Origin of the sequence: Cellulomonas sp., from assembly GCF_035634735.1 — a bacterium.
Classification (GTDB): Bacteria; Actinomycetota; Actinomycetes; order Actinomycetales; family Cellulomonadaceae; genus Cellulomonas.
The window spans coordinates 1-21,327 of the sequence record NZ_DASQCJ010000120.1 but is presented as its reverse complement, the minus strand read 5'-3'; the positions used below and the strand labels follow the sequence as shown (position 1 = coordinate 21,327).

Sequence of the window (21,327 nt, the reverse complement as noted above, 5' to 3'; positions counted from 1 at the left end):
AAGAACGCGGCCGCGGCGGCGTTCGCCGGCCACCTGCTCGGGGCCGAGGCGCACTACACGGTCGAGATCCTGGTGGAGGAGGTCGTCGCGCCCGCGCTCCTGCGGGTGCCGGACCCGCGGGCCTTCGGCATCCCGACGATGCACTTCGCCTGACGGCGGCCTGACGCCGGCCTACTCCGACTCGTCGAGGCAGGTCATCGCGAGGAACAGGTCGACCCGGTCGGACATGGTGCTCATGTCGCGGTTGGTGAGCTCCTCGATGCGCGCGATCCGGTAGCGCAGCGTGTTCGTGTGCAGGTGCAGCTGCCGGGCCGTCTCCTGCCACGCGCCGCCGCCGTCGAGGAACGCCCGCAGCGTGCCGACCAGGTCGGCGTTGTGCCGCTCGTCGTAGGACAGCAGCGGCGCCAGCACCTCGCGGGCGTAGCCCGACCGGGTGCTCTCCCCCAGCATCCGCAGCAGCGCGCGGTGCGTCTGCACGTGCAGCGACGTCGACACCACCACGGGCTCGGTGCCGGCCGCGTTCTGCACCCGCTCGACCGCCGTGGCGATCGCCGAGTTGAGCCGGCTGACGCCGCTGACCGGGTCGCTCATGCCGACGCGCAGCTGCCGGCCGTCCAGCAGCAGCAGGTACTCCTCGGCCAGGTGCTCCGCGAGCGGGCGCTCGTCGTCGCCCGCGCCGTTGACCAGCAGGATCGCCTGGTCGTCGAACCGGCACCCCAGCACCCGGTGCCCGCGGGCGGTGAGCGTGCGCTGCAGCATCTCCAGCACGGCGGCGCGCGGGAACCGGGGGTCGTCGACCCGCGCCGCGACGATCGTGGTCTCGTCCGAGGGCGCCATGCCCTCCAGGCGCATCCGCGCCGAGATCGCGCCGGGCGACGCCTCGGCGTCGCGGATCGCCGTGATCAGCGCGGCGACCTGGGCGTCCCGGGTCTCGCGCCAGCGGGCCGCGAGCTCCATCTCGACGCGCAGCGCGCCGACGACGGCGTCCAGCGCGAGCGCCACCTCGTCCGAGAACGACCGGTGGTCGCCCCAGCAGCCGAAGAACCCGGACCGGTCCCGGGCGCCGGTGCGCACGATCGTGGCCGGCCCGTGCTCGGAGCCCTCGCCGGGGAGGATCACCCGCCGGTCGTGCTCGCGGGCGATGACGGCGTTCCACTGCTCGGCGACCTGCCCGCGGTCCGGCGCCGCGCCCGCGGTGGCGAGCAGCATCCCGGTCTCGTCGATCACCCAGCAGCCGACCGCGAACTCCGCGGTGAACTGCGCCAGCAGCTCGGCGACGCCGCCGCCGCGGGACACCGTGTCCGCGATGCGGCGGCTGAACCGCATGGTCCGGTTCGCCAGGCCCGCGGCGGAGCCGGGCTGCCGGGCGGCGATCTCGTCGGCGATCCGCCGGAACGACACGCCCGGGGACACCGTGAGCAGGGTCAGGCCGCGGGCGCGGCAGGTCGCGATCACCTCGTCCGGGATCACGCCGATCTCGATCAGCCCGATCACGATCGCCGCCACGTTCTGCTGCGCGAGCGCCCCCAGGAACGTCGCCGCGCCGTCCGGGCGGTCCAGCCACAGGCCGCTGGTCAGCACCACGTCGCCCGTCGACAGGAACCGCGACGGGTCCGGCAGGTCGGTGATGTACGCGGCGGTCACCGGGCGGTCGAGCGCGTCGGGCTCGGCCGCCACCACGCTCAGCCCGAGGTCGGGTGCGGCGACGAGGTCACGGACGTCCACTGGTCACCACCTGGTCCCGCTCGGCACCGGGTCAGTGTACGAGCGACGCGGCCGGACGGGTTTCGCGGCAGGATGGCCGCGTGACGTCAGCCCTGGACCCCAGCCGCCTCGACGGGCCGCGCCGCCTGCGCACGGCCATGTTCGTCGACTTCGACAACGTCTACATCGGCCTGCGCCGCCTGGACCCGGACGCCGCGGAGGCCTTCGCGACCGACCCCGGGCACTGGCTGTCCGAGCTGGAGAGCGGCAGCGACGCCGACGGCGACTTCAGCCGGCGGTTCCTCGTGCGCGCCTGCTACCTCAACCCGTCCGTGTTCAGCCGGTTCCGGCCGAACTTCACCCGCGCCGGCTTCCAGGTGGTCGACTGCCCGTCGCTCACCCAGCAGGGCAAGAGCAGCGCCGACATCAACCTCGTGCTCGACGCGGTCGACGCGCTGGACGCCGACACCCGGTACGACGAGTTCGTCATCGTGTCCGCCGACGCCGACTTCACGCCGCTCGTGCAGCGGTGCCGGGCCGCCGACCGGCGGGTCACGATCATCACCGCGAGCCCGGCGGCCAGCGCGTACCGCGCCGTGGCCGACACCGTCATCACCGCCGACGACCTCGCCGAGCTCGTGACGGCCGGGCAGGGCGCGGCCGGGGACGTCGGCGCGGACGTGGCGCCGGGCGCCGAGCCGACCGCCGCGGCGGCCGAGCCGGAGCCGGCCGCCCCGTCGGCGCCGGAGCCCGCGCCCTCGGGGTCCGGGTCCCGGGGCGGCGCGCGCCGCGAGGAGCCGAACCCGGCGACGGGCTCCGCCGGCTCGCTCGCCGCGCGCCGCGCCGTGCTGCAGCGGGTCCGGTCCGCCGACCGCCCGGTGCCGACCGGCGCCGTCGCGCAGGCCGCGCAGAAGGCCGACCCCACGCTGCCCAGCACCCGCTGGGCCGGCACCGGCGGCTTCCTGCCCTGGCTGGGCGAGGCCGTGCCGGAGCTCGGCGTCGCCGCCCGGCCGTCGCCGGGGTACGTGTGGGACCCGAAGCGGTTCGGCGAGGCCGACCTGCCCGGCGCCGCGGCCGAGGGCCCCGCGGGGACCGACGCGTCCGCGCTGCAGCGCCAGGTCGTCGCCGTCACCGACACCCCGGGGCTCAGCAAGGACAACTACCGCGTCCTGCTCACCGCCCTGGCCGACGACGTGCGGGCGCACCCGTTCGAGCGCACCGCCACGGCCCGCCGGGTCCGGGACGCCTGCCAGGCGGCGGGCGCCGCCGTCGGCCGGTCGACCGTGAACACCGTGATCTCGGGCGTGCTGTACGTCGGCCTCGAGCTGGACGACACCGTCACCGCGGTCGACGTGGCGGAGGCCTGGGCGGACAACGTCGTCGGGCTCTGCCGGGGCGCGCGCATGGAGCTGTCCGAGGCCGACGAGATCGCGATCGACGACTGGGTCGGCGGCGGGCTGCTGGAGGACCTGGAGGACTGACCGCGCCGGCGCGGGCGGCGCCGCGCGGGGCGCCGCCCGGGCGTCAGCCCGGGTGCCGCCGCGCCGCGCGCGCGATCAGCCGCCGGAGGTCCGCGACCGGCACCATCGACCGGTCGTCCACCCGCTCCGCCAGGCGCTGCTCCACCCAGGCGCGGAGCAATGCCGTGACCTTCACGCCCTCCTCGTCGGCGACCGCGCGCGCGGCGTCCAGGGTGGCCTGCGGGAGCCGGATCGTGATGCCGACCATCCGACCCTCGCCGGGCTCGGCCGGCTCCGCCGACGCGAGCTCCGCGCTGGTGTCGGTGCGGTCGTAGTGCCGGCGCAGGCGCCGGAGGCTCTCGGTCATCGTCCCGTCTCCTTCCGTCGGAGCGCGCGCCGCTCGGCGGGCGTGAGGTCCCGGGCGGTCACGACCACCGCGGCACCGTCCGGCCCGGGGGCGAGCACGACCAGCAGCGGGCGGCTGCCACGGGTGCGGCCGTACACGAGCGCGGTGCCGGAGCGCCCCCGGGCGCGCCAGTACCGACCGCCCAGGACGTCCTCGACGTCCTGCGGCGTGACGTCGTGCCGGGCGATGTGGTCCTCGGCGTCCCGGATCCACGCCAGCTCCACGATCGTCCACCGAATGTAACGCACGTTGTCGTGCATTCCCACCCCCGTCCGCGTGGGGCGACCGTACGGAACGGCGGCGGCGCGCCGCGGGTGGGACCCGAGCGGGTCTGGGGACGGCGCACACCGCGGCGACCTGTGGTCGGGGAGGCGCCCGCCCGGGGAGCCGGTCCCGACGGGATCGGCCGGAAGCCCCGGCTCACGCCCCGCCCGGCGCCGCCGCGACCAGGGACGGGTTGTCGATCCCCGCGACCAGCGCGGCGGCGTGCTCCGCCGCGCCCGGCTGACCGAGGCCCGCGCGGTGCAGCGCCGCCCGGGCCACGAGCTCGCGCATCCCGCGGCGCGCCGCGAACGCCTCCAGGTCGTCGACCCAGCCCGCCGCACCGGGCAGCCCGCGCGGCACCGCGAACCCGCACAGCGCGTCCAGGCAGTGCGCCTCCACCCAGTCGTGCGCGTCGCGCTGGCGGCGGCAGGCGCCCGGCGCGGCGGTCAGCAGGTCGAGCGCCGCGTCGTCGTCGCCGCGGGCCGCCGCGAGCAGCCCCCGCCCGCGCAGCGCGTAGCCCTCCCAGCACGGGTCGCCGACCTGGCAGGCCAGCGCGTAGGCGCCCTCGAACCCCGCGTCGGCCCCGGCCAGGTCGCCCGCCCGGAGCAGCACCTCGGCGCGCTGGGACCGCGGGAACGGCAGGAACGAGGTCCAGCCCAGGTCCCGCGCGACGGCGCACGCCCGGTCGAGCACCGCGAGCGCCGGCCCCGGCTCGTCGCGCAGCACCCGCAGCCGGCCGAGCGCGGTCAGCGCGTACGCCTCCGCCCGCAGGTCGGCCGCGGACCGCGCGTCCTCGGCCGCCGCCCCGAGCACCGCGGCCGCGCCGGCGTAGTCGGCCTGGTCGCTGCGGCCGATGCCGTCGAAGACGCCCACCCAGGCCCGCAGCCGCGCGTCGCCGCCGCCGAGCTCCCGCGCCCGCCCGAACCACATGGCGGCCCGCGGGTACCGCCCCCGCAGCGTCTCGACGTGCCCGAGCTCCAGCGCGGCCCGGGCGGCGACGTCGGCGGACCCGCTGCGCCGCGCCGCGACCAGCGCCTCGTGGAGCACCGCGACGGCCTCCTCGTCGCTGCCGCGCACGCCGTGCACCAGCACCCGGCCGAGCGCCCCCAGCGCCACCCCGAGCCGGGCGTCGTCCCCGAGGCCGCGGGCCCCGTCGACGCCGGCGCGCAGCAGGTCGATCGCGCGCTCGTAGGCGCCGACGTGCGCCGCGCCCTCGCCGCCCTCGACGGCGGCGTCCACCGCGGCGGGCGAGTCGGGCGCGGGGCCCCGTGCCCCGGCGACGCCGCCGTCCCACGCGCCGAACCGGCCCACGGCGTCCGGCCCGGCTCCGGCCGCAGGGGCGCGCCCCACCGCCGGGCCGCGCCCGCGCAGCGCCGCCACCAGGCTCGGCGACGGCTCGACGCCGAGCTCGCGCCGGAACAGCGCCCGGCACTCGGCCACCCGGCGCTCGGCGCCGGCCCGGTCCCCCGCGGCGACGAGCGCCCGCGCCCAGAGCTCGTGCCCGCGCTCCGCCAGCGGCTCCGCCGCGACCAGCCGCGCCGCGAGGGCCACCGCCCCCGCCGCGTCGCCGCGGGCGAGCCGGGCGTGCGCGGCCTCGTGCAGGATCGCCGCGGTCAGACCCGCGACCCGCTCCCGCTCGCCCGCGAGCCAGAGCTCCAGCGCGGCGCTGCCTCGCGGCGTCACGCCCTCCAGGAGCGCGCCGCCGAACCCCGGCAGCGCCAGCGCCTCCGCCCACGCCCCCGAGGCCAGCACCCGGACGTCGACGACCGTACCGGGCCGCAGGTCGAGGACCAGCGGGTCGCCGCCCAGGTCGGCGAGGCCGTCGAGCGCGCGGCGGAGCTGCGACAGGTTCCACCGCAGGGCGCCGCCCGGGTCGTCCGCGTCGCCCACCAGCAGGCCGGTCAGCCGGCTCCGCGGCACCCCGCGGCCGGCCAGCACCAGGTACGCGAGCAGCAGCCACGCCTTGCTGCCGCGCGGGCCCGGCTGCTCCGGCGGGCCCGCCCGCCCCGGCGAGCCCGCCCGCCCCGGCGCGGCCGGCTGCTCGGGCGCGCGCGGCCCGGCCCGCCGGATCGCCGGCGGGCCGAGCAGGGCGACCGCCCCGGGGGTCAGCCCGCGGCGCCCGCGATGTTCACGAGCCACATCGTGCCGAACTTGTCCGCCACCATCCCGAACGAGTCGCCCCAGGGGGCGGTCGCCAGGGGCTCGACCACGTTCCCGCCGTCGGACAGCTTGTCCCAGTACCCGCGGAGCTCGGCCTCGGAGTCCGGGCCTCCGCTGAGCGAGACCGAGAAGTTGTCGCCCGGCTGGTACGACATGGCGTTCGGGGTGTCGGCGGCCATGAGCACGAGCCCGCCGGGCGTCTCCAGCTGGGAGTGCATGACCTTGTCCTGCTCGGCGGGGTCGTCGCTGGCCTGGAAGTCGCCGAACGTGCTGACGGTGAGCTCGCCGCCGAACACGGACCGGTAGAACTCCATGGCCTCCCGCGCGGTGTCACGGAAGCCGAGGTACGGGTTGAGGCGCGTGGGCATGGCGGGCTCCTTCTCCGGGACGACGGACTGATGTGACGTGGCTCACACTGCCGCCGGGCTCGCGCCGCCGTCAAGACGCGCCGTCGCCCGCCCGCCGCGCGGTCAGCAGCAGGTACTCCCAGTCGAGCACCAGGCCCCCGTCCGGCCCGCGTCGGGCGGCGTCCCGGGCCAGGCCGACCAGGTCCGCGTCCAGCGCGGCCGTGCGGTCCGGGTCGTCGGCGACGGCGCGGTAGGCCGCGATCGTCGGGCCGTACCGGGCGGCGAAGTAGTCGCGGAACGCCTCCGGCTCGCCGAACGCGTCGACGGTGAGGAGCCGGCGCTCGACCCGGACGTCGGCGACCCCCGCGCCCAGCAGGCCGCGCACGTGCGCCTCGTCGCCCCACAGCGGCGGCGGCTGCACGCCGGGCGGCGGCGCCGGCAGGTACGGCTTCATCGTCGCGAACAGCCGCCCGATGAAGCCGGTCGGGGTCCACGAGACCAGCCCCACCCGGCCGCCGGGCCGGCAGACCCGCAGCAGCTCCGCGGCGGCGACCTCGTGCCGCGGGGCGAACATCACCCCGATGCACGACGTCACCACGTCGAACGACCCCGCCGGGAACGGCAGCGCCTCCGCGTCCGCCTCCTGCCAGTCGAGCGCGAGCCCGCGCGCCTCCGCCGCGCGGCGCCCGGCGCCGAGCAGCTCGGGCGTCAGGTCCGACGCCACCACCCGGCCGCCGGCGAGCGCCGCGGGCACCGCCGCGTTGCCCGTGCCCGCGGCCACGTCGAGCACCCGCTCCCCCGGGCGCACGCCCACCGCGTCGACCAGCACCGGCCCCAGCCCGCCGACCACCTCGGCCGCGAGCGCCGGGTAGTCGCCCAGCGCCCACATCGCCCGGTGCCGCTGCTTGAGGGCCGTCACCGCCGCGTCGTCCGTCGCGCGCGCTCCCCCGATGATCGTCATCATCTCGTCCACCTGCTCCTCGCCCGAGGGCCCGGTCCTGGTGCCGGTGCCCGATGCGGACCACCGAACCCCGGCGGCGTGTGCGCGGGCGTGTGACGCCGCGACGCGCCTTGGCGTCGCCGCGCCCCGCCCCGCGCACCGCCTCACACGCCCCGCACAGCCCGCGCACCGGGCGGCCCTGAGCGGGCTCCGTAGACCTGTCCGCATGACCCGACACCCCCGCACCCGACCCGGCGGCGCGCCCGCCGACCCGCCCGGCCGACCGGACCGGCGCCCGCGCCGCCGCCGGCTGCGCCGCTCCCTGCTCGTCTCGGCGCTCGTCCTGCTGCTCGCCGTGGGCGGCGGGTCGGCGTGGGCGCTCGACCGGTTCGTCATCGACCACGTGGAGATCGTGGACGTGCAGGCCTACGAGGCGGCGCAGAACGGCACGGCCTCGTCGTCGTCCGACGACGCGGGTGCCGACGCCACGGTCACGGACACCACCTACGAGTCCGACGACGCGAGCATCAGCATCTCCACGGTCGTGACCGGCAGCGGCGACGACCAGGTCACGTACTACGTCGCCGACGTGGCCCTGTCGGACGCCACCGTGCTGCGCTCGGCGTTCGCGCACAACCAGTTCGGCACGAACATCACCGAGACCACCTCCGCGATCGCCGAGGACAACGACGCGGTGTTCGCGATCAACGGCGACTACTACGGCTTCCGGGACACCGGCATCGTCATCCGGAACGGCGTCGTGTACCGCGACGAGGGCGCCCGCGAGGGCCTGGCGTTCTACACCGACGGCCACGTCGAGGTCTACGACGAGACCGCCACGACGGCCGACGCGCTGGTGGCGGACGGGGTGTGGAACACCCTGTCGTTCGGGCCGGCGCTCGTCTCCGGCGGCGAGGTCGTCGACGGCATCGAGGACGTGGAGGTCGACACCAACGTCGGAAACCACTCGATCCAGGGCGAGCAGCCGCGCACCGCGGTCGGCGTGATCGACGACAACCACCTCGTGTTCGTGGTCGTGGACGGCCGGTCCCCCGGCTACTCCGCCGGCGTCGACATGACCGGCCTCGCCGAGCTCATGCAGTCGCTGGGCGCCACCACGGCCTACAACATCGACGGCGGCGGCTCCTCGACCATGTACTTCGACGGCTCGCTCGTGAACGACCCGCTCGGCACCGGCACCGAGCGCGGCACCTCCGACATCCTCTACATCGGGGGCTGAGCCGTGATCGTCCTGATCCCCGCCTACGAGCCCGACGAGCGCCTGGTGCGGCTGGTCGACGACCTGCGGGCCACCGCCCCCGGCGTGCAGGTGCTGGTCGTCGACGACGGCTCCGGCCCGGCGTACCGCGCGCTGTTCGACCGGGTCCGCGGGCCGGGCTGCACGGTGCTCACGTACCCGGGCAACCGCGGCAAGGGCTGCGCGCTCAAGACCGGCTTCGCCTACGCCGAGCGGCACCACCCCGGGCAGCCGGTGGTGTGCGCGGACAGCGACGGGCAGCACTCGGTCGCCGACGTCCTCCGGGTGGCCGCCGCGCTGGACGCGCAGCCCGCCGACCGGCCCGCGACGGTGCTGGGGGCGCGGGCGTTCACCGGCCGGGTGCCGGCGCGGTCGGTGCTCGGCAACCGGGTCACCGCGCGGGTGTTCCACCTCGCGACCGGCGTGCGGCTCCGCGACACCCAGACGGGGCTGCGCGGCTACCCGGCGGCGCTGCTGCCCTGGCTGCGGACCGTGCGCGGCGAGCGGTTCGAGTACGAGCAGAACCTGCTGCTGCGCGCGGCCGCCGAGGGGCAGCCGGTCGAGGAGGTCGAGATCGCCACCATCTACCTCGAGGGGAACGCGTCGTCGCACTTCCGGCCGCTCACCGACTCCGCCCGGGTGCTCGCGCCGCTGCTGCTGTTCTCGCTGTCGTCGCTGTCGGCGTTCGCGATCGACACCGTGGCGCTGCTGGCGCTGCACGCGGCGACCGGGTCGCTGGCGGCGGCGGTCGTCGGGGCGCGGGTGCTGAGCGCGGGCGTGAACTTCGCGGTGAACCGGGGGCTGGTGTTCGGGCGGGGCGCGGGGCGGGGCGCGGGGTCCGGGCGCCGCACCACCCGGCGGGCGCCGCTGGGCCGGGCCGCCGTGCGGTACGCGACGCTCGCCGGCCTGCTGCTGGGCGGGAGCTACCTGCTGCTCGCCGCGCTCACGGGCCTCGGCGTCGGCCTGCTGCCGGCGAAGGTCGCGACCGAGGTGGCGCTCTACCTCGTGAGCTTCCAGGTCCAGCGCCGGTTCGTGTTCGCCGGGCCGGTCACGGAGGGCACACGGTCCACCGACCGAGCGCGACCAGCCCTCCGTCGAGTGGAAGGTCGTGACGAACACGCCCGCGGCGTGTCGGACACGACGTTCCACCCGACGCGGTGAGCCGTCAGCCCCCGAGCAGCCGACGCGCGACCGCCCGCGCCGCGCGCCGGCCCGACGCGATCGCGCCCTGCTGCGACGGCGTGTCCCGGTGGTCGCCGCACACGTACAGCCCGTCGCCGAGGTCGACCGGCTGCCGGACCCGGAGCGGCGGGGGCGCCGCGGGCAGCGCCCCGGCGATCTCGTGGGTCGCGAGCTCGCGCCAGCCGCGCGGGTCCGCGCCCAGCATCTCCCCCGCCTGCCGCCGCACCTCCGCCGGGTCGGGCCGCGCCGCGGCGTCCCACGGACCGGACGGCAGCACCGACGTCGCCTGCACCAGCTGCGCGCCCGCCGGCGCGTACGACGGGGCCGCCGCCGAGATGAGCGCCGCGTCCACCACGGGCCCGCGGCGCCGGCCGTCGACCACGACCGCGTCCACGCGCGGGATGCCCTCGGCCGCCCACCAGGTCGTGCTGAGTCCGCGCATCGGGGGCGCCTCGACCGCCGCGAGCGCCGCCGCCGTGACCGGGTCCGCCGCGACCACGACCGCCCGCGCCCGGAGCCGGCTGCCGTCGACCTGCACCGCCCGGCCGCCGTCGACGCGCTCGACCGCCGTGACCCGCGCCCCGGTCGTGACGTGCGGCAGCCCCTCGGCGAGCAGCGCGGGCAGCGCGCCCGCGCCCCCGGCCGGCAGCCCGGGCGTCCCCCGCAGCATCGACCGCACCACCAGCCGGGCGAACGTCGCCGACGTCGCGCCCGACTCGTCGGCCAGCACGCCCGCGAGGAACGGCTCCAGCACCTCGTGCCGCAGCCGCCCGTCGACGCCCGCCGCGGTCAGCGACTCCGCGAGCGTGGCGTCCGGCCCGGCCTCCAGCGCGCGCACCGGGCCCAGCGCCGGGGCCGCCCAGCGCGCGAGCGCGGCCAGCTCGCCGACCCGGACGTAGCCGCTGCCGAGCGTCTCGCGCAGCCGGGCCGGCGCCCGGCGCGGGTCCGCCAGCACCGCCAGGCCGTCGTCCCGCCGCACGGCGACGCCGGGCAGGAACGGCTGCAGCCGCAGCGCGTCGACGTCGACGACCTCCCGCAGCGCCGGGTACGCGGGGTTGACGACCTGGAACCCGCGGTCGAGCGTGAACCCGTCCACCCGCTCGCTGCGCACCCGCCCGCCCACGGCCGGCCCCGCCTCCAGCACGCGGACGTCGAGCCCGCGCGCCTGCAGGGTCCGCGCGCAGGTCAGCCCGGCCAGCCCCGCCCCGACCACCACGACGTCGCAGTCCATGCGGGGAGCCTAGGGGCGGGGTGGGCGGGCCGCCCGGCGGGCCTCACACCGCGTCGATGCCCGACGCCACCGCCAGCAGCTCGTCGATCACCGCCACCACCGCCGGGCCGGGCTCGCGCCGGGTCGCGCGGTGCCGGGCGACGAGCCGCCGGGACCCGAGCCCCGGCACCGTCGCCACCGTGACGCCGTCGGGCAGCTCGCCCTGGAGCGCGAGCGCCGGCAGCAGGGCGACCCCCTGCCCCGCGGCGACCAGCGCCAGCGCGACGTCGAAGTCGTAGTACAGGTGCCGGGCGGTCACCGGGCCGAGCGCCGCCGTGACGCGACCCATCGCGCGCGCCGCGGCCGTCTGCCGCTCGGCCGCGAGCCAGGTGACGCCGGCGAGGTCGGACAGCTGCGTCGGCGTCGCGACCGTGCCGGGCAGCACCAGCCGCCACGGCTCCTCCAGCAGCACGACGTCGCGCTGCCCGCGCGGCACGTGGGTGTCCGCGTCCTCGTCGCGCTCCAGGAGCACGATGTCCGCGTCGCCCTCCCGGAGCCGGCGCATCGACTCGCCCTGCTCGCGCTCCTCGATCAGCAGCTCGATGCCGGGGTGGTGCTCCGCGACCACCGCGAACGCCGGGGCGATCACGGCGCGGATCGCGGTCTGGAACGCCGCGACGGTCACCCGGCCGGAGAGCTCGCCACCGAGCTCCGCGAGCGACTTCCGCGCCTCCACGAGCTCCGACTCGATGCGCTCCGCGGCCTCCGCGAGGATGCGCCCGGCGGCCGTGAGGGTGGCGCCGCGGGGGTTGCGGTCGAGCACCGCGACGCCCTCCTCCGCCTCCAGCCGGGCGATCTGCTGGGACACCGCGGAGGGCGTCACGTGCAGCAGGTCGGCGGCCGCGAGCACCCCGCCGGCGCGGTGGACGGCGAGCAGGACGGCGAGGCGTCGGGGGTCGGTCGGCACCGTTTCATCCTAATTCAGTTCTGGTGAACCCCTGTCGCAACATCATTCGATTGTGCTGAACCCGATCAGGACGCATGATTCTGCTGCCGGCGAACCGCGGGGTCCCGCTCGCCGGCCCCCCCTCACCCACCCCTCGCCTTGCCAGGAGTACGCCCGTGTCCGCTTTCGTCACCGCGCTCGGCTGGGTCGGCGCGGTCACGTGCCTCGTCGCCTACGTCTTCGTCACCCGCGGGAAGTGGGCGCCGACGTCCGGGCGCTACCAGCTCGCGAACGTCGTGTCGGGCCTGTTCATGGGCATGGTCGCCGCGAGCAGCGGGGTGTGGCCGTCGGTGGTCACCAACGCCGTGTGGGCCGTCGTCGGCGCGCACGCGGTCATGGTGGTGCTCAAGGCGCGCCGGCAGCGGCAGCGCGAGGCCGAGGAGCGCGCGCTCGCGGCGGTCGCCGAGGCGCCGGTCGCGGCGGTCGAGCCCGTGCCGGCACGCGCGGTGGACCTCGCGGCCTGACCGCTCGACCGCACGGGTCGCCGGGCGCGAGCCGGCGAGAGCCGGCGCGAGCCGGCGCGAGCCGGCGCGGCGCTCACACGTCGAGCACGCGCAGCCGCACCTGGACCGGCTCCCCCACCGCCAGCCCCTCGGCCGTGCGCACCGCCTTCTTGACCGGCAGCGAGTAGGCCCGGGCCTTCGAGTCGGGGAAGATCGACGTCCGCCAGGTGGTGCCCCCGACCGTCACCTCGACCCGGAGCGACCCGAACCCGCGCGCGAACGCACCGGCGCGCTCGAGGATCTCGTCGGACGCGTCGTCCGGGACGCTCACGAACGTCCAGTGCTCGGTGCGCCGGGCGTCCCACTCCCAGAGCAGGGCCTCGAAGTCGAAGGTCATGCCCCGATGCTGCCGCACCCCGCCGACACGCGACGGGTGCGCGGCAGCACCGGCTGCCGGATCACGGCACCGTGTGCCCCGCCGCGCGGTACAGCTCGTACCACTCCGCCCGCGTCAGCGGCACCTCGGAGCCGGCGGCGGACTCGGTCACCCGGAACGGCGTCGTCGTGCCGAGCACGACCTGCATCTGCGCCGGGTGCCGCGTGATCCACGCGACCGCGATGCCGGTCGGCGTCACGCCGTACTTCTCCGCGAGCCGGTCGATCACGTCGTTCAGCTCCGGGTAGGTCTCGCGGTCGCCGAGGAACACCCCGTCGAAGAAGCCCTTCTGGAACGGCGACCACGCCTGCACGGTGATGTCGTGCAGCCGGCAGTAGTCGAGCAGGCCGTTGTCCCGGGAGATCGACTGGTCCAGCGCCGCCATGTTCGCGGCCACGCCCTGCGCGATCAGCGGCGCGTGCGTGATGCTCAGCTGCAGCTGGTTGACCACGAGCGGCTGCTGCACCGACCTCTTCAGCAGCTCGATCTGCTGCGGCGTGTGGTTCGAGACGCCGAACGCGCGCACCTTGCCGGCCGCGGCGAGCTCGTCGAACGCGCGGGCGACCTCGTCCGGCTCGACCAGGGCGTCCGGGCGGTGCAGCAGCAGGATGTCGACGTGGTCGGTGCGCAGCGCGCGCAGCGAGCCCTCGACCGAGGAGACGATCTCCTCGTACGAGAAGTCGAAGTACGGGCCGTCCTTGATGATCCCGGCCTTGGTCTGGATGACGAACTCGTCGCGCTGGGACGGCGTCAGGTCGAGCGCCTCGGCGAACCGGGCCTCGCAGCCGTGCTTGTCGTCGCCGTAGACGGCGGCGTGGTCGACGAACGCGATCCCCGCGTCCCGGGCGGCGCGGACCAGCTCGCGCACCTCGTCGTCGGACTTCTGCTGGATGCGCATCAGGCCGAGGATCACGTTCGGGGCGACGATGTCGGTGCCGGGCAGGGTGAAGGTCTTCATGCTGGTCCTTCGAGGTCGACGGTGACGTGCGCCCGGTGACCGGGGCGCACGCCCGAGCCTACGGACCCCCGCCGACACCCGCCTTCGCGCGGCCGACTGGCCCGGCTCAGCGCACCTCGACGCGCAGCCGCAGCTCCACCTCGTCGCCGAGGTCCACGCCCTCGGCGCGCCGCACGGCCGTCTTGATCGGCACCAGGTAGCCGCCGTCCTTGGGGAACAGCGATGTCTCCCACCGGGTCCGCCCGAGCGTCACGGCGACCGGGATGACGCCCCAGCCGTACGAGACCAGCGACGACGCCGCCCGCAGCTCGTCCGCCTCGCGTCCCGGGACGGCGACGTAGTGGTACGGCGCCGGGCCGCGCCAGTGGACGATCTCGCCGCGGAACCGCAGGTCCATGGCGCCAGGGTACGGACGGCGCCCGCGGCGGCGCCCGGGGACGGCCCGGGTGCCACCCCGGAACCGCATCGAAACCCCTTGCCGCCGCGCCCCGACCGGGAGAACCCTGGGTGGGGTCCCAGCCGCCGCAGTGCCGCAGTGCGTCAGGAGCGCCGCATGACCGCCTCGCCGAGCACCCAGGACGTCGACGACCTCCGGACCCGGTTCTCGGGCCGCGTCGTCCAGCCGGGCGACCCCGAGTACGACGCCCTCCGGGTGGTCGTGCTCGGCGGCGCCGACCCCCGTCCCGCCGTCATCGCACGACCGCGGGACGACGCCGACGTGGCCGCGGCGGTCGCGTTCGCCCAGGACGCGGGCCTGCCGCTGGCCGTCCGCAGCGGCGGGCACAGCGGCGCGGGCCACGGCACCGTCGACGACGGCCTGGTGGTCGACCTCCGCGACATGCGCGCTGTCGACGTCGACCCCGGCGACCGCACCGCGTGGGTCGAGGCCGGGGCGACCGCGGGCGAGACCACGGCCGCGACCGCGGCGCACGGGCTCGCCGTCGGGTTCGGCGACACCGGCTCGGTCGGCGTCTCCGGCATCACGCTGGGCGGCGGCGTCGGGTTCCTGTCCCGCGCGCACGGGCTCACCGTCGACAACCTGCTCGCCGCGGACGTCGTGCTCGCCGACGGGCGGGTGGTGCGCGCGGACGCCGACCGGCACCCGGAGCTGTTCTGGGCGCTGCGCGGGGGCGGCGGCAACTTCGGCGTCGTCACCCGGTTCCGGTTCCGGCTGCACCCGCTCGACGGCGTGACCGGGGGCATGCTGCTGCTGCCGGCGTCGGCACCGGTGGTCGCCGGGTTCCTCGGCGCGCTGCAGGCCGGGCCGGACGAGCTCACCGCGATCGTCAACGTCATGCCCTGCCCGCCCCTGCCGTTCGTCCCGGCCGAGCACCACGGGTCGCTCGTCGTCATGGCGCTGGTCTGCTGGTCCGGGCCGCCCGAGGCCGCCGACGCCGCGCTGGCGCCGATCCGGGCGCTCGCCGACCCGATCGCCGACCTGGTCCGGCCGGTCGCCTACCCCGAGCTTTTCCCGCCGGCCGACCCCGAGTACCACCCGACCGCGGTGGCGCGGACGCTGCTGCTCGACCACGTCGACCTGCCGCTCGCGGAGGCGCTGCTCGACCGGCTCCGCGCGCTCGACGGCATGCGCGTCGTCCAGCTCCGGGCCCTCGGCGGGGCGATCGCGCGGGTGTCCGCCGACGCGACCGCGTTCGCGCACCGGTCCAGCCGGCTGATGGGCAACGTCGCCGCGTTCGTGACCGGGCCCGACGACCGGGCCGGGCGCACCGCGTGGGTCGAGGGCACCGCGGCCGTGCTGGACCAGGGCGACGCGGGGGCGTACGTGAACTTCCTCGGCGACGAGGGGCCGGAGCGGGTGCGCGCGGCCTACCCGGGCGCGACGTGGGACCGGCTCGCGGCGGCCAAGGCCGCGTACGACCCGGGGAACCTGTTCCGGCGGAACCAGAACGTGCCGCCGGCGGGGTGACCGCCCCCGGCCGGCGAGCCGGTCAGCCGGGCTCGGTGAACGCGACCGGCTTGCCGGCGGCCCGGGCGTACGCGATCTCCCGGGTCGTGGACTCGCCGACGTAGCCGCCGGGGTTGACCACGAGCACCCGGTCGGCGAGGTCGATCCGGCGCAGGTGCAGCTCGCCGAGCGCCGCCCGCTGCTCGTCGGTGAGCGGCTCGGGCGCCTCGCCGGGCGCGACGACGATCGCGCCCGCGGCGGTCAGGTCGCGGTTCGCGGCCCGCATCTCGTCCGCGAACCGCACGGACCCGCACAGGCAGACGACCTCGGGCCGCCGCCGCGCGTCGTCGCCCGCGGTCGCCGGCCGGGGCGCTCGCACCGAGCGCGGCGCCGGCGCCGCCCGGGGCGGTCGCACCGCCGGGTGCGCCGGTGCCGGCGGGGCCACGACGTACCCGCCCGCCGCGCTCCCGTACACCTCGAGCGACCCCGGCCGGTGGTGCCACAACCAGGCGAGGTGGGCGCACACCACCGCGTCGAGCTCGTCCTCGACCCGGTCCAGGTCGCCCGGCCCGGGGTCGGCGACGACGCCCCGCAGGTGCGCCCACCGCGGGCTCTCCGCCGCGCGCATGCCGGGCACGGACTCCAGGTGCGCGACCAGCGCGGCGAACCCCGGCTGCCGCCGCTCGCGCGGGCCCTTCTTGTAGTCCAGCCGGTACGGCAGCCCGAACAGCGCCACCAGCGCCGGGTGCGGGTACACCTCCAGGCAGAGGGTGCGCCCGCCGCCGACCGGCGTCCCCGGGTCGGTCGCCCAGCCGAACCGCTCGGCCAGCCGCCAGGCCCGCGGGTCGGCTCCGCCGAACGTGCCGCGGTTGGCGGTGTGCGCGGACGCCCCGTAGCGGCCGAACGCCCGGCCGATCGCCCGCTCCGCCTCCCGCTGGCCGGTGGCGTTCGGGACCACCAGCGGCGCGTCGACGCCGACCACCGCGACCGGCGCGTCCAGCCGGTCGAGCCACGCCGCGATCTCGTCGTCGGTGCGGCAGGACCCGGATCCGAGCAGCCGGCCCGCGTCGTCGACCACGGCCAGGCCGGTCACGCCGGTGGACCAGGCGAGGTCGAGGCCGACGTGCAGGGCGGGGGTCGTCACGCGCGCCAGTCTGCCGCGTCCCGCGTCCCGCCCGCCTGGCACACTCCCCTGCATGACCGACCAGATCGTGCCCGGCGTGCTCGCCGACCTCGTCGGCGACCGCCCGTGGCTGCTGGCCCTCGTCGTCGGCGCCGTGGTGCTCGTGCTGCGGCTGCTGGGCCGGGCCGGCGCCCCGCGGGCCCGGCGCGGCGACGTGTGGTTCGCGATGGTGCCGTACCGCGACGGCACGGGCGCGAAGGACCGGCCCGTCGTGGTCCTGTCGTCGCGCGGGCGCCGGTGCACCGTCGTGCGGCTCACCTCCCAGGACCAGGACGGGCGGGGAGGCTACGCCCGGTCGCCCGAGACGCTGCCCGGGCTCGACCGGCGGAGCTGGGTGGACCTGCGCCCGCTGGACCTGCGCCGCACCGCGCTGCGCCGACGCACCGGCGACGCCGGGCGGGCGTGGCTGCGGTGGTACGAGGACGCCGCGCGCGACTTGCGGTGACGGGGGGGTCCGGGCGGCCGGGCCGCGGCGGGGCCGGGCCGCGAGCCCCCGCGCGTAGCGTGCGCGGCGTCGGGCCGGGTGGCGCCGACGCCGGGCCGACGGCGACGCGGGAGGCGACGATGAGGCTGCGCCCCGCCGCCGTGGTGGCCGGCGGCCTGCTGGCCCTGTCGGCCGCGGCGTGCACCGGGTCGAGCGATCCGGACCCGACCACCACCCCCTCGGCGCCGTCGGCGACGCCGGGGCTCGACGGCGAGACCGTGTCCGTCCTCGGCCTGTGGAGCGGGCCCGAGCGCGACACGTTCGCCGCCGTCACCGGGACGTGGGAGGACGCCACCGGGGCGGCCGTCGACTGGACCGGCTCCCGGGACCTCGCGGGCGACCTCGCCGCCGCGGTGGCCGCCGGGGACCCGCCCGACGTCGCCGTGCTGCCGAACCCCGGGCTGCTGGACGACCTCGTCCGGGACGGCGCCGTGCTGCCCCTGGACGACCTCCTCGACCCGGCCGCCGTCGCCCGGGACTACCCCGCGACGTGGACGGAGCTCGGGACCGTCGACGGCGCGCTCTACGCGCTGCCCGTCAAGGCCACCGACCGGTCGACCGTCTGGTACTCGCCCGCGGCGTTCGACGCGGCGGGGTACCCGGTGCCCGCCACCTGGGACGACCTGGTCGCGTGGGCCGGCGACGCCGCCGCCGACGGGCGGACGCCGCTCTCGGTCGTCGCGCCCCGCGGCCCCGGCAGCGGCTGGGCGCTCACGGACGGCGTCGCGTCGCTACTGCTGGGCGGCTGCGGCCCCGGGACGTACGACGCCTGGGTGGCCGCCGAGGTCCCGTGGAGCGAGGAGTGCGTCCGGCGGTCGTTCGACCGGTTCCTCGACCTGGTCACCGCGCCCGGGCGGGTGCTCGGCGGCGTCCCGGCGATCCTGACCACGGGCGACGCCGAGGGCGTGCTGCCGGTGTTCACCGACCCGCCGCAGGCGTACGCCTACCCGATGGCGTCCTTCGCGCAGGCGTTCGTCGCGGACGCCTACCCGGACCTCGTCCCCGGCGTCGGCTACGACTGGTTCGCGTTCCCCGCGGTCGACCCGGCCCTCGCGGGCGCGGTGACCGTCGGCGCGGACCTGGTGGTCGCGCTGCGGGACACCCCGGCGGCCCGGTCGTTCCTGGCCTACCTCACGGGAGCCGAGGCACAGGCGCGGTGGGCCGGGCTCGGCGGGTACGCCTCGGTCAACCGGGGCGTACCGGCCGCGGCGTACCCGGACGCGGTGGCGCGCTCGGTGGCGGAGCACCTGGCCGGCGCCGACGTCGTGCGGTTCGGCGCCGGGGACGCCATGCCGCCCGTGGTCCAGGCCGCGTGGAGCCAGGCGATGCTCGCGCTGGTGCGGGACCCGGGCTCGCTCGACCGGGTGCTGGCGTCGCTCACGGCGGTGGCCGCCGACGCCGCGGACCGCTGACTACGCTGCGCGGATGGCCACCGTCACCGCCCTCACCCCCGACGACCGCGCGGCGTGGCGCGCCCTCTGGGACGGCTACCTCGCGTTCTACGAGACCACCCTCGACGAGGAGACGACCGCGGCCACGTTCGCCCGGCTCGTGGACCCGGGCTCGGGCCTGCACGGGGCGCTCGCCCGGGACGACACCGGCGCCGCGGTCGGCCTCGTGCACTGGCTGACCCACGCCGCGACCTGGACCACGACGACCTACTGCTACCTCGAGGACCTGTTCGTGGCGCCGGACGGGCGCGGGGTCGGCGCGGGCCGGGCGCTCGTCGCGCACGTGCGCACCTGGGCGGAGCAGCACGGGTCGGCGAAGGTCTACTGGCTCACCGCGGAGACGAACGCCACGGCCCGGGCGCTGTACGACCGGGTGGCGACGCGGTCCGGGATGATCCACTACCAGATCCCGCTCGGCTGACGACCGCCGGGCGCCGGACCCGGCCGCCGCGCCGCCGCCCGGGTCAGGCCGCGGAGTGGACGGTGACCACGTAGCCGTCGGGGTCGCGGAACGAGAACGTCGTCCCGAACGGGCTCTCGAACGGCTCCTGCACGATCGGCACGCCGGCCTCGGCGAGCCGCGCGTGCAGCGTCGCCGCCTCCGGCTGGTGGAACCACACGCCCACGCCCGCGCCGAGCTGCCCGGCGGCGTCGAGGTCGACGCCCGGGAACGGCACCCGCACCGCGAACGCCGTCGCGCCGGCGACGCCCGTCGAGAAGACCACGGCCTGCGGGTTCGGCGCCGGGAGGCGGGTGAGGCCGACGAGGCGCTCGTAGAAGTCGGCGGAGGCGGCCAGGTCGCGGACCTGGAACGAGACGAAGTCGGGGCCGGACGTGCCGGCGGGCGTGGTGCTCATGTCAATATCCTGACACTCAGCCCCTGGTGTATGTCAAGATGCTGACATGAACGACCCCGCCGACGCCGCGCTCGCGAAGGAGCTCGGCATCCTGCTCAAGGCGACGCAGGCCGCCCTCCACCACCGGATGGACGAGGCGCTTCGGCCGCTCGGGCTGACCGTGTCCCAGTACGCGTGCCTCAGCACGCTGCGCGCGCAGCCGGGCATCACCGGGTCCGAGCTCGCCCGGCGCACGTTCGTCTCCCGGCAGTCGATGAACGTGCTCGTGCAGGGCATGGAACGGCAGGGCCTCGTCGAGCGCGCCGAGGAGCCCGGCCCCCGGCGGGAGCGGGCGGTCGCCCCGACGCCCGCCGGCACCGCGGCGCTGGTCGCGGCGGAGTCGCGCGTGGCCGACGTGATGGGGCGGATGCTCGGTGGACTCGGCCCCGAGGAGCGGGTGGCGCTGCGGGACGCGCTGGTGGCGAGCAGGGACGCGCTGCTCGACGACTGATCTCGCATCCGCCGCACTGCATCCGCCGCGCTGAACCCGCCCGCGAGCCCTGGCCGCGCCGCTACGGTGACGCCGTGGGACGTCGAGGAGTGAGCACGCAGGTCCGCGCGCTGGTGCTGCTGCTCGCAGCGGGGACGATCGCATCGGGGTGCGCGGGCACCGCCTCGCCGTCGACCGACGCCCAGGGACCGGCGCCGCAGTCCACCGGGCCGGCGGGCCCGGGCGCGGGCGCGGGTGCCACGGGCGCCCCGCCGTCCTGGACCGGCATCGACGCCCTGGACATCACGGTCACGTTCGCGGACGGACTGGCGCTGCCGGCGGGGACCGAGGTCGACTTCGTCAACGGCCTCGGGGAGATCCGGGACTGGGAGCTCGTCGGCTCGCCGGGCTCCACGACCACCGACGCCTCGGTCCCGGTGACGCTGGAGCTGACGGACCCCGACAGCGGTTGCCGGGTGCTCGACGAGCGCGCCCCCTACCCGGGTGAGGTCGGCGACGACGAGGCGGCCTCGCTGGCCCTCGTCGACCAGCACCTCGCGGGCGCCGACCTCGTGGCCGGCCCCGCGCAGAACGTGCTCGGCATCGGCGAGGGGCTGGGCGAGGGTGGTCCCACGTACGCCGTCGCCCGGGCGCTCGGCCGGGAGGTCGACGGCGGCTGGCGGCTCGTGACCGCCCGGGCGTTCACGACGCTGGGCGCCCAGCAGGTCACCACCGTCACCTGCCCGACGGGCGCGGGCATCGACGTGGCCCAGGGCCAGATCGCCATGACCACGTGGGTCCACCTGTCCGGGCTCGAGCGGTACCCCTGACCGGGCCTCGGCGGCGCCCAGCGGCTCGACCCGCACCGCGGGCACCCCGACGAGGTGGCTCGGGACCCGCGTCGTCCCGGGCGCGCGGCTCAGAACGGCGGGGGCTCGTCGTGCGGGTCGGCGGTGGCGTCGTGCGACCGCCCGGTCCCCGGCCGCGTGAGGTACCGGTGCCCGGTCGGGCTGATCCACTCGAACAGACCCGGGGCGATCTGGCCCTGGGCCACGTCGATGCCCGCGCCCGTCGGGCAGGTGACGGTCGTGACCTGCTGGGCGCCGAGCGCCGTGAACGCCCGGGCGGTCACGAGTCGCCAGCCGCCGTCGTCCTCCTGGCCGAGCGCCCGGGCGACGGCGTACGTGGGGCCGCCCTCGCCGA

Annotated in this window: 24 protein-coding genes and 1 pseudogene; 10 read left to right on the top strand and 15 right to left on the bottom strand. The window is 77.2% G+C overall.

The features are described from left to right. Positions 1 to 171: 171 nt before the first annotated feature. Entirely contained in the window at positions 172 to 1,725 is a 1,554-nt protein-coding gene (locus tag VER05_RS10885; RefSeq protein WP_324845373.1) for a PucR family transcriptional regulator, read from the bottom strand. A gap of 80 nt (positions 1,726 to 1,805) precedes the next feature. On the opposite strand from VER05_RS10885, the gene VER05_RS10880 reads away from it, so the two are divergent. Then, positions 1,806 to 3,185 (top strand): NYN domain-containing protein, encoded by a 1,380-nt coding sequence (locus VER05_RS10880; protein WP_324845372.1) that lies wholly within the window; start codon positions 1,806 to 1,808, stop codon positions 3,183 to 3,185. A gap of 43 nt (positions 3,186 to 3,228) precedes the next feature. Here VER05_RS10880 and VER05_RS10875 read toward each other — a convergent pair whose 3' ends face one another. From VER05_RS10875 to VER05_RS10855, 5 genes are all read right to left on the bottom strand, one after another. Then, positions 3,229 to 3,531, bottom strand: a complete 303-nt coding sequence (locus VER05_RS10875; RefSeq protein WP_324845371.1) for a hypothetical protein — start codon at positions 3,529 to 3,531, stop codon at positions 3,229 to 3,231. Continuing rightward, a complete protein-coding gene (locus tag VER05_RS10870; RefSeq protein ID WP_324845370.1) occupies positions 3,528 to 3,818 on the bottom strand; it encodes a hypothetical protein in 291 nt (96 codons plus the stop codon). Before VER05_RS10870 ends, VER05_RS10875 begins: the two co-directional genes overlap by 4 nt. Positions 3,819 to 3,990: 172 nt before the next feature. Next, positions 3,991 to 5,973, bottom strand: coding sequence for a bacterial transcriptional activator domain-containing protein (locus VER05_RS10865; protein ID WP_324845369.1), 1,983 nt, complete (start codon positions 5,971 to 5,973; stop codon positions 3,991 to 3,993). Continuing rightward, complete coding sequence (locus VER05_RS10860) at positions 5,940 to 6,362, bottom strand: VOC family protein (protein WP_324845368.1); 423 nt, start codon at positions 6,360 to 6,362, stop codon at positions 5,940 to 5,942. Before VER05_RS10860 ends, VER05_RS10865 begins: the two co-directional genes overlap by 34 nt. A 70-nt stretch (positions 6,363 to 6,432) precedes the next feature. Further along, the gene (locus VER05_RS10855) at positions 6,433 to 7,305 is read right to left on the bottom strand and encodes a class I SAM-dependent methyltransferase (protein WP_324845375.1); all 873 of its coding nucleotides are present in this window, start codon (positions 7,303 to 7,305) and stop codon (positions 6,433 to 6,435) included. 202 nt (positions 7,306 to 7,507) lie between these two features. Here VER05_RS10855 and VER05_RS10850 point away from each other — a divergent pair, with 202 nt between their 5' ends. After that, complete coding sequence (locus VER05_RS10850) at positions 7,508 to 8,521, top strand: phosphodiester glycosidase family protein (protein WP_324845367.1); 1,014 nt, start codon at positions 7,508 to 7,510, stop codon at positions 8,519 to 8,521. A gap of 3 nt (positions 8,522 to 8,524) precedes the next feature. Continuing rightward, on the top strand, positions 8,525 to 9,700 hold the full coding sequence (locus VER05_RS10845; protein ID WP_324845366.1) for a glycosyltransferase family 2 protein: 1,176 nt from the start codon (positions 8,525 to 8,527) through the stop codon (positions 9,698 to 9,700). A gap of 4 nt (positions 9,701 to 9,704) precedes the next feature. Here the strand turns inward: VER05_RS10845 and VER05_RS10840 are convergent, their stop codons facing one another. Then, positions 9,705 to 10,952: an FAD-dependent oxidoreductase gene (locus tag VER05_RS10840; protein WP_324845365.1), complete on the bottom strand. Its 1,248-nt coding sequence runs from the start codon at positions 10,950 to 10,952 to the stop codon at positions 9,705 to 9,707. 43 nt (positions 10,953 to 10,995) lie between these two features. Further along, a complete protein-coding gene (locus VER05_RS10835) occupies positions 10,996 to 11,898 on the bottom strand; it encodes a LysR family transcriptional regulator (protein WP_324845364.1) in 903 nt (300 codons plus the stop codon). Positions 11,899 to 12,053: 155 nt separating this feature from the next. Between VER05_RS10835 and VER05_RS10830 the strand changes: the two genes are divergently transcribed. Then, the gene (locus VER05_RS10830) at positions 12,054 to 12,401 is read left to right on the top strand and encodes a CBU_0592 family membrane protein (RefSeq protein ID WP_324845363.1); all 348 of its coding nucleotides are present in this window, start codon (positions 12,054 to 12,056) and stop codon (positions 12,399 to 12,401) included. A 73-nt stretch (positions 12,402 to 12,474) separates the two neighbouring features. On the opposite strand, the gene VER05_RS10825 is transcribed toward VER05_RS10830, so the two are convergent. The 3 genes from VER05_RS10825 to VER05_RS10815 all read right to left on the bottom strand — a co-directional run bounded on the left by VER05_RS10825 (position 12,475) and on the right by VER05_RS10815 (position 14,171). Next, positions 12,475 to 12,777: a DUF1905 domain-containing protein gene (locus VER05_RS10825; protein ID WP_324845362.1), complete on the bottom strand. Its 303-nt coding sequence runs from the start codon at positions 12,775 to 12,777 to the stop codon at positions 12,475 to 12,477. Between the two features lie 61 nt (positions 12,778 to 12,838). Beyond that, complete coding sequence (locus VER05_RS10820) at positions 12,839 to 13,774, bottom strand: aldo/keto reductase (RefSeq protein ID WP_324845361.1); 936 nt, start codon at positions 13,772 to 13,774, stop codon at positions 12,839 to 12,841. A 106-nt stretch (positions 13,775 to 13,880) separates the two neighbouring features. Continuing rightward, entirely contained in the window at positions 13,881 to 14,171 is a 291-nt protein-coding gene (locus tag VER05_RS10815; RefSeq protein ID WP_324845360.1) for a DUF1905 domain-containing protein, read from the bottom strand. Between the two features lie 156 nt (positions 14,172 to 14,327). On the opposite strand from VER05_RS10815, the gene VER05_RS10810 reads away from it, so the two are divergent. Further along, entirely contained in the window at positions 14,328 to 15,701 is a 1,374-nt protein-coding gene (locus VER05_RS10810) for an FAD-binding oxidoreductase (protein ID WP_324845359.1), read from the top strand. A gap of 22 nt (positions 15,702 to 15,723) precedes the next feature. On the opposite strand, the gene VER05_RS10805 is transcribed toward VER05_RS10810, so the two are convergent. Both VER05_RS10805 and VER05_RS10800 read right to left on the bottom strand, forming a co-directional pair. Continuing rightward, positions 15,724 to 15,966 carry a hypothetical protein gene (locus tag VER05_RS10805; RefSeq protein ID WP_324845374.1) on the bottom strand — a complete coding sequence of 81 codons (243 nt, stop codon included), beginning with the start codon at positions 15,964 to 15,966 and terminating at the stop codon, positions 15,724 to 15,726. Between the two features lie 204 nt (positions 15,967 to 16,170). Next, positions 16,171 to 16,878: pseudogene (locus VER05_RS10800) on the bottom strand (DUF429 domain-containing protein); the annotation flags it as partial. Between VER05_RS10800 and VER05_RS10795 the strand changes: the two are divergent. The 3 genes from VER05_RS10795 (at position 16,877) to VER05_RS10785 (ending at position 19,219) form a co-directional block, all read left to right on the top strand. Continuing rightward, positions 16,877 to 17,308: a type II toxin-antitoxin system PemK/MazF family toxin gene (locus VER05_RS10795; RefSeq protein ID WP_324845358.1), complete on the top strand. Its 432-nt coding sequence runs from the start codon at positions 16,877 to 16,879 to the stop codon at positions 17,306 to 17,308. The pseudogene VER05_RS10800 and the gene VER05_RS10795 sit on opposite strands and share 2 nt — an antisense overlap. 119 nt (positions 17,309 to 17,427) lie before the next feature. Then, the gene (locus VER05_RS10790) at positions 17,428 to 18,759 is read left to right on the top strand and encodes an ABC transporter substrate-binding protein (protein ID WP_324845357.1); all 1,332 of its coding nucleotides are present in this window, start codon (positions 17,428 to 17,430) and stop codon (positions 18,757 to 18,759) included. A 13-nt stretch (positions 18,760 to 18,772) separates the two neighbouring features. Beyond that, complete coding sequence (locus VER05_RS10785) at positions 18,773 to 19,219, top strand: GNAT family N-acetyltransferase (protein ID WP_324845356.1); 447 nt, start codon at positions 18,773 to 18,775, stop codon at positions 19,217 to 19,219. Positions 19,220 to 19,262: 43 nt separating this feature from the next. Here VER05_RS10785 and VER05_RS10780 read toward each other — a convergent pair whose 3' ends face one another. Continuing rightward, positions 19,263 to 19,655, bottom strand: a complete 393-nt coding sequence (locus VER05_RS10780; RefSeq protein ID WP_324845355.1) for a VOC family protein — start codon at positions 19,653 to 19,655, stop codon at positions 19,263 to 19,265. Positions 19,656 to 19,701: 46 nt separating this feature from the next. Between VER05_RS10780 and VER05_RS10775 the strand changes: the two genes are divergently transcribed. Then, positions 19,702 to 20,145, top strand: coding sequence for a MarR family winged helix-turn-helix transcriptional regulator (locus VER05_RS10775; RefSeq protein ID WP_324845354.1), 444 nt, complete (start codon positions 19,702 to 19,704; stop codon positions 20,143 to 20,145). 74 nt (positions 20,146 to 20,219) lie between these two features. After that, a complete protein-coding gene (locus VER05_RS10770; protein ID WP_324845353.1) occupies positions 20,220 to 20,954 on the top strand; it encodes a hypothetical protein in 735 nt (244 codons plus the stop codon). Between the two features lie 89 nt (positions 20,955 to 21,043). Here VER05_RS10770 and VER05_RS10765 read toward each other — a convergent pair. Next, a partial coding sequence (locus VER05_RS10765; RefSeq protein ID WP_324845352.1) for a hypothetical protein occupies positions 21,044 to 21,327 on the bottom strand: 284 nt, incomplete at its 5' end.

Coding starts and splice junctions, on each gene's coding strand:
- VER05_RS10875 (WP_324845371.1), bottom strand. CDS start 3,531: ATGACCGAGAGCCTCCGGCGCCTGCGCCGGCACTACGACCGCACCGAC.
- VER05_RS10860 (WP_324845368.1), bottom strand. CDS start 6,362: ATGCCCACGCGCCTCAACCCGTACCTCGGCTTCCGTGACACCGCGCGG.
- VER05_RS10855 (WP_324845375.1), bottom strand. CDS start 7,305: ATGATGACGATCATCGGGGGAGCGCGCGCGACGGACGACGCGGCGGTG.
- VER05_RS10850 (WP_324845367.1), top strand. CDS start 7,508: ATGACCCGACACCCCCGCACCCGACCCGGCGGCGCGCCCGCCGACCCG.
- VER05_RS10840 (WP_324845365.1), bottom strand. CDS start 10,952: ATGGACTGCGACGTCGTGGTGGTCGGGGCGGGGCTGGCCGGGCTGACC.
- VER05_RS10825 (WP_324845362.1), bottom strand. CDS start 12,777: ATGACCTTCGACTTCGAGGCCCTGCTCTGGGAGTGGGACGCCCGGCGC.
- VER05_RS10820 (WP_324845361.1), bottom strand. CDS start 13,774: ATGAAGACCTTCACCCTGCCCGGCACCGACATCGTCGCCCCGAACGTG.
- VER05_RS10815 (WP_324845360.1), bottom strand. CDS start 14,171: ATGGACCTGCGGTTCCGCGGCGAGATCGTCCACTGGCGCGGCCCGGCG.
- VER05_RS10810 (WP_324845359.1), top strand. CDS start 14,328: ATGACCGCCTCGCCGAGCACCCAGGACGTCGACGACCTCCGGACCCGG.
- VER05_RS10805 (WP_324845374.1), bottom strand. CDS start 15,966: ATGCGGGCCGCGAACCGCGACCTGACCGCCGCGGGCGCGATCGTCGTC.
- VER05_RS10795 (WP_324845358.1), top strand. CDS start 16,877: ATGACCGACCAGATCGTGCCCGGCGTGCTCGCCGACCTCGTCGGCGAC.
- VER05_RS10790 (WP_324845357.1), top strand. CDS start 17,428: ATGAGGCTGCGCCCCGCCGCCGTGGTGGCCGGCGGCCTGCTGGCCCTG.
- VER05_RS10785 (WP_324845356.1), top strand. CDS start 18,773: ATGGCCACCGTCACCGCCCTCACCCCCGACGACCGCGCGGCGTGGCGC.
- VER05_RS10780 (WP_324845355.1), bottom strand. CDS start 19,655: ATGAGCACCACGCCCGCCGGCACGTCCGGCCCCGACTTCGTCTCGTTC.
- VER05_RS10775 (WP_324845354.1), top strand. CDS start 19,702: ATGAACGACCCCGCCGACGCCGCGCTCGCGAAGGAGCTCGGCATCCTG.